A 9,007-nucleotide genomic window follows, 5' to 3' on the forward strand; every position below is an offset into this window, starting at 1 on the left:
GCGACCGTCCGACAGGCGCAGGGACCCCTTGACCACCTCATGCGGCAACACAAGCGTCGCATTGGCAAGGATCGTGTCGGTCATCTCGTAAGGTCCTGTCTTGCAGTCGGGCCGGGAAGTCGGTGCAATGCCAGCCAGCTGTCACATGCGTGTGACAGAGCCCGCATAGGTCCGATGGAATGGCCGAAATCCAGCGATACGCTGTCTACTACGCCCCGCGTTCGGGGGAGTTCGCCGATCTGGCAGGGCAGTGGTTGGGTCGGGCGGTTGAGACCGGGATGCCGCTGGCGCAACCAGACGTGCAGCCTCTGCCCGCCCCCCTGTCGCAATTGACCGCCGAGGCGCGCCGCTACGGGTTCCACGGCACGATCCGCGCGCCGTTCCGGCCGGCCGCCAGTGTTTCCGAAGGCGACGTTTCTGCTGCGGTCAAGGCCCTCGCGGCGCAGCTGGCACCCGTTCGCTGCGATGGACTGCAGCTGGAAAACCTCCTTGGCTTCCTCGCCCTGACGCCACTTGGATGCGAAGCGGCCTTGCTGGAGCTGGGTGCCATCGTCGTCGAGACGACCAATGCGCTGCGCCGACCTCTCAGCGATGAAGACATTGCCCGCCGCCGCCCGGAGACCCTGACACCACGCCAGCGGATCCTGCTTGATCTTTGGGGATACCCTTACGTGATGGAAGAGTTCCGCTTTCACCTGACGCTGACCGATCGGCTTCCGCCTGAGCATATCCCAGCCGTCATGGCGGCGGCGAAGGCCCATTTTGCGCCCATCATCGACCAGCCTTTCACCATCGATGACCTTTGTCTTTTCGGCGAAGATTCTGAGGGCGCGTTCCGGCTTATCCATCGCTACGCCCTGACCGGCTGAAGTGCTGCGAGCAAGGCGGCAACGCCGTCCTCGACTGCGGCGTCATTCACGATGGTGATGGCTGAAATCCCCTCGGGCAATGCATAGGCGGCCCGCGAAAGGCGCGCCGCGATATCGGTCGTCGTCTCACGACCGCGCGCCGCCAGTCGCGCCGCCAGAACTGCGTCGGGTGCCGTTACCAGGATCACGCGCAGGTCCGGGAACGCCGCCCTGGCTGCGGGCAAGGCCAGACGACTGCCGTTGAAGATGACGTCGCCGGGGCCGGCAAGCTCCGACTTCGGTATCCCGTAGGAAAGCCCATGCGCCTGCCAGTCGAGCGCAAAGTCGCCGCGGGCCTTGCGTCGGGCGAACTCGGCCTCGACCACGCCATCGAAGGCCTCACCGCCCGCTTCGGTTGGTCGGGTGATGACGCGGCGCACGAGCCTCAGATCGGGCCGCACGCGCAAGGCGCCCGCGATCAGCGTATCCTTTCCCACACCCGAAGGACCGACGACGGCAAAGATCATGCGGCGACCCTTGGTGTGAAGTCCGTCACGTCGACCAGCCGGTCGCACAGCCGCGCCCGTGCGCCCTCGTCATGGAAGATACCAAGGATCGCGGCACCCCTTGCCTTGGCCTCTTCGATCAGCTGCAGCACCACCTCGCGGTTGGCGGCATCAAGACTGGCGGTCGGCTCGTCAAGCAGCAGGGCGGGATAGTCATGTGCAAAACCCCGCGCGATGTTGACGCGCTGCTGTTCGCCCCCTGAAAACGTTGTCGGTGACAGCGACCAAAGCCGCACCGGGATGTTCAGCCGCGCCAGAAGCTCCGCCGCCCGGGCCTCTGCCTTGTCGCGCGCCGCACCCAGGACCAGAAGCGGCTCGGCCACCACATCAAGCGTCGGGACCCGTGGCACCACCCGGAGGAACTGGCTGACATAGCCAAGGATCTCGCGGCGCAGCCGGATGATTTCCCGCGGAAGGGCCTGGGTGACATCCAGATCGCCAACGACAAGGGTCCCGCCCGTGGCAAGGTAGTTGCCATAGACCATCCGCATCAGCGTCGACTTGCCTGCCCCGGAGGCCCCGGTCAACCCGACGCATTCGCCGGGCGCGACGCTCAGCGCGGCCCCCGCCATCACCGGGATCGTGACACCGCCCTGATTGTGCAGGGTAAAGGATTTGCCAACGTTTTCGATGTGGATCATGGCTTTAAACCTGCAAAACTGACGAGACGAGCAGTTGGGTATAGGCATGCTGCGGATCGTCCAGAACCTGATCGGTCAGACCCTGTTCGACCACCCTGCCCGACTTCATCACCATCAGCCGGTCGGCCAGAAGCCGCACGACGGCAAGGTCATGCGTGACGATGATCACCGAGAGGCCAAGATCGCGAACGAGCCCACGCAAGAGGTCCAAGAGCCGCGCCTGGACCGAGACGTCAAGGCCCCCAGTGGGCTCATCCATGAAGACAAGCCGCGGACCGGTCACGAGGTTGCGGGCAATCTGCAGCCGCTGCTGCATGCCGCCCGAGAAGGCCGACGGCCGGTCGTCGATGCGGTCTGCAGCAATCTCGACCCGGCCAAGCCAGTCCAGCGCCTTGCCCCGGATATCGCCGTAATGCCGCGCGCCGACCGCCATCAGACGCTCGCCCACGTTACCGCCCGCACTGACACCCATGCGCAACCCGTCGCGTGGGTTCTGGTGCACAAAGGCCCAGTCCGTCCGCCCCAGCCGCCGCCGCTCGGTCTCGCTCATCGCAAGTACATCGCGGCCATCGAAGGCATAATGGCCAAGGTCCGGGCGCAGATGGCCCGCAAGGCAGGACAAGAGCGTCGACTTGCCCGACCCGCTTTCGCCGACCACCCCCAGCACTTCACCGGGATAAAGATCGAAGCTGACATCCGCGCAGCCGATCCGCGAGCCGTAGCGCTTGGTCAGGCCCTGGACGGACAAGAGCGGCACGTTGATTTCCCGCTGATGGATGCTCATGCAGCCCCCCCGGTCGTGCCCGGACTTCCCTCGAGGGATCTTCCGGGCCTGTTCAAAGTCGTTTGGTCGCCGCCCAAGCGCCCGGTCTTGCCGACCGCCCGGCGCGAGGCGCAGAAGTCGGTATCCGAACAGACGAACATCCGCCCGCCCTGATCATCGGTGATGACCTCGTCCAGATAGCTGTGACCCGCGCCGCAAAGGTCGCAGTCGTGCGGAGCCTTGGAGGCCGAGAATGGATGGTCGTCGAAATCGAGGCTGACGACCTTCGACCAAGGAGGCAGCGCGTAGATGCGCTGTTCGCGGCCTGCCCCGAAAAGCTGGATCGCCGGATTGTCGTTCAGCTTCGGGTTGTCGAACTTCGGGATCGGCGAAGGGTCCATGATATAGCGCCCCTCGACCTTGACCGGGTAGTCGTAGGCCGTCGCGATCTCGCCGTGCCGGGCGATATCCTCGTAAAGCTTCACATGCATAAGGCCGTACTCTTCCAGCTCGTGCATCTTGCGCGTCTCGGTCTCGCGCGGTTCCAGGAACCGCAGGGGTTCGGGGATCGGCACCTGATAGACAAGGATCTGGCCCGCCTTCAGCGGCGTCTCGGGAATGCGGTGACGGGTCTGGATGATGGTCGCCTCGGCCGTCGCCTCGGTCACCGCGACCCCGGCGGTGCGCTGAAAGAACTTGCGGATCGAGACCGCGTTGGTGGTGTCATCCGCGCCTTGGTCGATCACCTTCAGCCGGTCTTCGGGCTCAAGGCAGGCCGCCGTCACCTGCACCCCGCCAGTGCCCCAGCCATAGGGCATCGGCATCTCGCGGCTGGCGAAGGGCACCTGATACCCCGGCACCGCCAGCGCCTTCAGGATGGCGCGGCGGATCATCCGCTTGGTTTGCTCGTCGAGATAGGCGAAGTTATAGGCCTGATCGGTCATGATGCTTGCCTTGCGGTTACGGCGTGGCGCGAGGGCGGAAAGGCAGCGAGATGCCAGAAGACACGGCAATTCTGATCGCGGCGGCTGCGGCTGTGATCGTGGTTCTTGTTCTGCGGATGTTGCCCAGACGCGCCAATCGCCGTGCACAGGCGCAGCACCGCGAAGGCAGCGGCGGCGACGGCGGCGGCGATAGTGGCGGGGAGTAAGCTCATTCCGCAGCCTGCCGCACCGCTTCCGCGCCGCTCCGCAAGCGCCGCACCAGCTCCATCTCGGCCTGAAAGTCCACGTAGTGCGGCAGCTTGATGTGCTCCAGGAACCCTGTCGCTTGCACATTGTCGCAGTGGTAAAGGACGAATTCTTCGTCCTGCGCCGGGGCGCCGGTGTTGTCCTCGCCCAGCTCTTTCCAGCGCAGCGCACGGTCGACGAGGCTCATTGCGATGGCCTTCCGCTCGGACTGGCCGAAGACCAGCCCGTAGCCGCGCGTGAACTGGGGCGGCTCGGTCTTTGAGCCCTTGAACTGGTTGACCGTTTCGCATTCGGTCAGCTCGATCTCGCCGATCTCGACGGCAAATCCAAGCTCGGGGATGTCGACTTCCACGCCGACGCGACCGATCCGCAACTCGCCCACGAAGGCGTGGGTGCGGCCGTAGCCGCGCTGCGTTGAATAGGCCATCGACAGGATGAAGCCTTCGTCGCCCCGGGTGATCGCCTGCAGGCGAAGGGCGCGGTCGGCGGGCAGTTCCAGCGGCTCTCGCGTCAGGTCAGAGGGCGGGGCGTCCGAACGGGGCGCTTCTTCGATCAGCCCGTCGCGGTTGAGAAACCCGGTCACATGCGGCATCGGACCAAGGCTAGCAGGCGCAGCGGCGGCAGAGGCGACCTCGCCTTCGGCCGCAAGCTTGAAATCCAGAAGACGATGGGTGTAGTCGAAAGTCGGCCCCAGCACCTGCCCCCCTGGCAGGTCCTTGAACGTGGCACTGATCCTTCGATCCACCGCCATAGCGCCGGTATCAAGCGGATCGGACACCCCCAAACGCGGCAGAGTGGTGCGATATGCCCGGATCAGGAACACCGCCTCGATCAGGTCGCCCCGGGCCTGCTTGATCGCCAATGCCGCAAGGTCCGGGTCATAAAGTGAGCCTTCTGCCATGACCCGGTTCACGGCCAGTGACAGCTGTGCGCGGATCTGTTCGACCGAAAGCTCGGCAATCGCTGGATCGCCGCGCCGCTCCTCGGCCAGCCAAGCATGGGCGTTGTCGATGGCGCGCTCGCCACCCTTGACGGCGACATACATCAGAGGTTCTCCACACGGGTGCTGCGCGGAAGCGCCGCCAGTCGACTTTCATGGGTAAAGAGGCAGTCGAACCCCAGTGGGAAAAGCGCGCGATTGGCTCGGAAAGCGGCAGTTTCCGGAAGGCTGAGCCAGACCGCAGTCTCGATGCCGGGGCCAGTCAGGCACGGGCCGTGGGCCGAAAGGCGGTCCATCTCGACGATCAGGGTCGCTGAGCGGTCGGGATAATCCGCCGTGCCGACACGAAAGCGGCTGACCGGTTGCAGCGCATCCCACGTACCGACGGCAAAGTCCGCCTCAGCGGCGGGGACAAACGGCGCACCGATATGGAACGTGACCCAATCGCGCACCGGCTTGCAATCGGCCGATCCGGCCAGGTGCAGCGGCGTCGTGTTGTCGGCCAGGACCAGAAGGCTCACACCAGCCGCGATCGAAAGGGGCGGCGGGGGCAACGCACCTGCGACAGTGTGGATCGTGCCGGGACGAGCCATCGCCTCAAGGATCGCGCGGAAGGCGCGGGCCGACTGCAGCGGGGTCTCGCTAAAGCCGCCCGAGAGAGCATCGGAAAGGACATCGGTCATTAGTCCTCTCCCCGCACCAGCGTAAAGAAATCGACTTTGGTGGCCGCAGCCTTTCCGGCCCGCAGCTCAGCTTTGGTCGCAGCCTCACGCTCCAGCACATCGATGACGTTGGCCTTCAGGCGCGCGGCGCCCTTCAGCTGCATCAAAGCATCCACCACAGCGGCTCGCGTTGCATGGGTCTTGTCGCGCCCCTGGACCCAGGCATGACCCACCTGCCCCGTAGAAAGCCGCACCGAACACCGCGTCACCGTCATCTCGCCCAGATTGAACGGCGCGCCGCTGGCGCCGATACGACCGCGTACCATGACAGCACCGATCTCGAGCGCGCGTAGGACCGAGTGATCCGGCAGGTCCGGCATTAGCGCAGCCAGACGCTCCGGCGGAGCCTTGGCCAGAACTGACATCCATGCCTTCCGCGCCTTGATCCTGGCATCGGTCATCGCAGCCTCGACATCTTGCGGGAGTTGTCTAATATGATATACAACTAGACAAATGTTACGCCCATCGCCGACTTGGCACAACCGCTGAGTTATGAATTTTTGATGACAGGAGGCCAGCTTGACCCGCGTTGCCCTGTGGTCGTCGATTGCCGAAGCCCTGCGGGCCGACATCGCCGACGGGGTCTATCGGCCCGGCGACAAGCTGCCGACCGAAGCCGTGCTGTCGGCGCGGTTCGGGGTCAACCGGCACACGGTTCGGCACGCGCTGGCGGCACTGGCCGAGGCCGGGCAGGTCCATGCGCGGCGGGGGGCGGGTGTTTTCGTCACGGCCAAACCGACCGACTATCCTCTCGGGCGCCGCGTGCGGTTTCACCAGAACGTCGCGGCCTCTGGACGAACGCCTTCGCGCAGGATCACGCGCGCTGAAACCCGGCCCGGTAGCCCGCGCGAGGCAGAGGCGCTGGGGCTGGCGCCGGGTGACGCCGTGCATGTCATCGAGGGCATCTCGCTTGCGGACGGCGAGCCGTTGGCGGCGTTCCGGTCGGTCATGCCGGCGGGGCGTTTTCCGGGGCTGCTGCTTGAACTCGAGAAGACCTCCTCGGTGACGGCGGCCTTGGCCGCTTGCGGCGTCAAGGACTATACGCGCGCGTCGACGCGGATCACGGCGAAGCTGGCCACGCCGTTGCTTGCTCTAGCGCTCAAGGTTCCGACGGGGGCCGCGATCCTGCGGTCTGTTGCGGTGAATGTCGATGCGGCCGGGGTGCCTGTCGAATATGGCACCGCATGGTTTGCCGGCGACAGGGTCGCGCTTACTGTGGCGCCGGACTAGCCGTTGTACTTCTCCAGGAACGCCTCGGCCTTCAGGCTGCGGAAATCATCGAGTGCGGCGCGGAGGCGGTCGTGGGTCCAGTCCCACCAGGCGAGAGCCATCAGGCGGTCGGCGATGGCGGGGGTGAAGCGGGGGCGGAGGGGGGTGGCGGGGACACCGGCGACGATCATGTAGGGGGGGACGTCGCGGGTGACGACGGCACCGGAGGCGACGACGGCCCCAGCCCCGATGGTGACCTCGGGCTTGACGATCGCGCCGTGGCCGATCCAGGTGTCGGGGCCGATCAGGGTGCGGCGGGCGGCGCGGGCGGCGAAGAAGTCCGGGTCGTCGGCCGTGTCGTCCCAGTAGTAGCTGGACCGGTAGAGGAAGTGGTGGAGCGAGGCGTGGTCCATCGGGTGGTCGGTGGGGCCGATCCGGGTCAGGGCGGCGATGTTGGCGAACTTGCCGACGGTGGTGTTGGCGATGTCGGAAAGGCGGTCGCAGTAGGCGTAGTCCTGGAAGGTCGAGTTCATGATGCGGCTGCCGGGGCCTATCTCGCAGAAAGCGCCGAAGCTGGAATTGGTCACCTCGGCCCCGGCGTGGATCAGGGGGGCGGTGGCGGAAAGCTTGGACATCGAGTTCCCTTGGGCACTGTGCGCAGAGTTTCGGACTGAATGATTTCAATGCGTTGCAGGGGGGTGTTTCACGATTTCTTAAGGATTACGCCACCTGGCCCTTGATCAGCCTGCGCCGCAGCCAGCCGGAGAACGTGTCCATCAGCATCACCATCAGCACGATCAGGGTGATGTAATAGGCGACCTCCTCCCAGTCCTTCTGGGTGATGATCGCCTGGGTCAGCAAAAGGCCGATGCCGCCGCCGACGATCGCGCCGATCACGGTGGCAGAGCGCGTGTTCGATTCCAGATAGTAGAGCACCTGGCTGAGCAGCACCGGCGTGACCTGCGGGATCACCCCGAACCGCGCCCGCTGCATCGCATTGGCACCGGTCGAGCGCACGCCTTCGACCTGTTTGTCGTCGATGTTTTCCAGCGCCTCGGAGAACATCTTTCCGAACGAGCCGACGTCAGTGATCACGATGGCCAGCGCGCCGGTCATCGGGCCGGGGCCAAAGGCGCGGGCAAGGATGATTGTCCAGATCAGGCCATCAACGCCGCGGACGAAATCGAACACCCGGCGGATGCCGAAGCGGACCGCCCTCACCGGCATGAAGTTCGACGCAGCGACAAAGCCAAGCGGAAAGGCGATCAGCGCCGCCCCGGCAGTGCCGAGAAACGCCATCAGGATCGTCTCGAAAATCGCCCAGAGCACATCGCCGTGCCGCCACATCTTGTTGGTCCAGACTTCGGACACGATGTAGCCCGCGTTCGAGCGGTCCGGATCGACACGGTCGCCCCAGAGGGCGAGCCCGGCCAGTTCGAGCGGACCCTTGCCGTAGAACGGGCTGTCGAGGGTGAAGAAAAAGAGCTCCCACCCCGGTTGATACTTGAACGTGTCCACCTTGGAGCGCGAATAGCTGAACCGCCCGGCATCGGTGGTGACGGTGACCTTGGTGTCGGACGCATTGATCCACTCGGGCAAGGGCTGCGGCGCGGTCATGGCGACTTTGCCGTCCTCGGACCGGATGTCGACGGTGCCGTAGCCCGGCACGACATAGCGGGCGCCCGCCTCGTCATAGGTGATGAGATGGCCCTCGCCGAGGTCGATGGTGGTGACGGCGCCGTTCATCGTGACCCAGTCGGGCAGCATGCCGTCGGGATAGGTGCCTTTGGTTTCGCCCTCGATGGCCACTGTCACCTCGCCCGACCGGTTGTCGCGGGTGACATGCGTCTTGTGCGACCAGAAGTCGGACAGAAGCACGGCGGCGTTGTCCATTCGTGCGCGCTGCGCAAGGCCAAGGATGTCAAAGGCAAAGAAGGTGTAGGTGAGGTAGATGAGGATCACCGCCGGGATGCCGAAGGCGAAAAGCTTGCGGCGGGCAAAGGCTGCGGTGACCTGATCGGCCATCGATGGCGCAGCGCCGGCCGGGGTTGTTGTCGCGGTCATATCACGGCCCCTTTGACCAGGCGGGTGCGGTAGTGGTCTGACACCCTGTCGATCAGGAAGATCG

12 protein-coding genes are annotated in these 9,007 nt (G+C 65.3%); 3 read left to right on the forward strand and 9 right to left on the reverse strand.

The genetic code is table 11. The features are described from left to right. Positions 1–179 precede the first annotated feature (179 nt). Positions 180–869, forward strand: a complete 690-nt coding sequence (locus ACRCSW_RS16700) for a DUF1045 domain-containing protein (RefSeq protein ID WP_438706781.1) — start codon at positions 180–182, stop codon at positions 867–869. Here ACRCSW_RS16700 and phnN read toward each other — a convergent pair. Genes phnN through ACRCSW_RS16720 form a run of 4 tightly spaced genes read right to left on the reverse strand, consistent with a single transcriptional unit; the run spans position 851 to position 3,762 of the window. After that, positions 851–1,375 (reverse strand): phosphonate metabolism protein/1,5-bisphosphokinase (PRPP-forming) PhnN, encoded by a 525-nt coding sequence (gene phnN / locus ACRCSW_RS16705; RefSeq protein ID WP_438706782.1) that lies wholly within the window; start codon positions 1,373–1,375, stop codon positions 851–853. The two genes, ACRCSW_RS16700 and phnN, sit on opposite strands and share 19 nt — an antisense overlap. After that, a complete protein-coding gene (gene phnL / locus ACRCSW_RS16710) occupies positions 1,372–2,055 on the reverse strand; it encodes a phosphonate C-P lyase system protein PhnL (RefSeq protein WP_438706783.1) in 684 nt (227 codons plus the stop codon). The genes phnN and phnL overlap by 4 nt, the downstream gene beginning before the upstream one ends. Before the next feature lie 4 nt (positions 2,056–2,059). Beyond that, positions 2,060–2,839: a phosphonate C-P lyase system protein PhnK gene (gene phnK / locus ACRCSW_RS16715; RefSeq protein WP_438706784.1), complete on the reverse strand. Its 780-nt coding sequence runs from the start codon at positions 2,837–2,839 to the stop codon at positions 2,060–2,062. After that, positions 2,836–3,762 (reverse strand): alpha-D-ribose 1-methylphosphonate 5-phosphate C-P-lyase PhnJ, encoded by a 927-nt coding sequence (locus ACRCSW_RS16720; RefSeq protein WP_438706785.1) that lies wholly within the window; start codon positions 3,760–3,762, stop codon positions 2,836–2,838. The genes phnK and ACRCSW_RS16720 overlap by 4 nt, the downstream gene beginning before the upstream one ends. Before the next feature lie 50 nt (positions 3,763–3,812). On the opposite strand from ACRCSW_RS16720, the gene ACRCSW_RS16725 reads away from it, so the two are divergent. Next, entirely contained in the window at positions 3,813–3,968 is a 156-nt protein-coding gene (locus tag ACRCSW_RS16725; RefSeq protein ID WP_438706786.1) for a hypothetical protein, read from the forward strand. 2 nt (positions 3,969–3,970) lie between these two features. Here ACRCSW_RS16725 and ACRCSW_RS16730 read toward each other — a convergent pair whose 3' ends face one another. Genes ACRCSW_RS16730 through phnG form a run of 3 tightly spaced genes read right to left on the reverse strand, consistent with a single transcriptional unit; the run spans position 3,971 to position 6,071 of the window. Continuing rightward, positions 3,971–5,053, reverse strand: a complete 1,083-nt coding sequence (locus ACRCSW_RS16730; protein WP_438706787.1) for a carbon-phosphorus lyase complex subunit PhnI — start codon at positions 5,051–5,053, stop codon at positions 3,971–3,973. Further along, positions 5,053–5,631 (reverse strand): phosphonate C-P lyase system protein PhnH, encoded by a 579-nt coding sequence (gene phnH / locus ACRCSW_RS16735; RefSeq protein ID WP_438706788.1) that lies wholly within the window; start codon positions 5,629–5,631, stop codon positions 5,053–5,055. Before phnH ends, ACRCSW_RS16730 begins: the two co-directional genes overlap by 1 nt. Then, the gene (gene phnG, locus ACRCSW_RS16740; RefSeq protein WP_438706789.1) at positions 5,631–6,071 is read right to left on the reverse strand and encodes a phosphonate C-P lyase system protein PhnG; all 441 of its coding nucleotides are present in this window, start codon (positions 6,069–6,071) and stop codon (positions 5,631–5,633) included. The genes phnH and phnG overlap by 1 nt, the downstream gene beginning before the upstream one ends. A 118-nt stretch (positions 6,072–6,189) precedes the next feature. On the opposite strand from phnG, the gene phnF reads away from it, so the two are divergent. Next, positions 6,190–6,900 (forward strand): phosphonate metabolism transcriptional regulator PhnF, encoded by a 711-nt coding sequence (gene phnF, locus ACRCSW_RS16745; RefSeq protein ID WP_438706790.1) that lies wholly within the window; start codon positions 6,190–6,192, stop codon positions 6,898–6,900. Here phnF and ACRCSW_RS16750 read toward each other — a convergent pair. After that, the gene (locus ACRCSW_RS16750) at positions 6,897–7,514 is read right to left on the reverse strand and encodes a chloramphenicol acetyltransferase (protein WP_438706791.1); all 618 of its coding nucleotides are present in this window, start codon (positions 7,512–7,514) and stop codon (positions 6,897–6,899) included. The two genes, phnF and ACRCSW_RS16750, sit on opposite strands and share 4 nt — an antisense overlap. An 85-nt stretch (positions 7,515–7,599) precedes the next feature. Further along, complete coding sequence (phnE, locus tag ACRCSW_RS16755; RefSeq protein ID WP_438706792.1) at positions 7,600–8,943, reverse strand: phosphonate ABC transporter, permease protein PhnE; 1,344 nt, start codon at positions 8,941–8,943, stop codon at positions 7,600–7,602. Positions 8,944–9,007: the final 64 nt, after the last annotated feature.

It is taken from the genome of Tabrizicola sp. (assembly GCF_051645465.1).
Taxonomy (GTDB): Bacteria; Pseudomonadota; Alphaproteobacteria; order Rhodobacterales; family Rhodobacteraceae; genus Tabrizicola.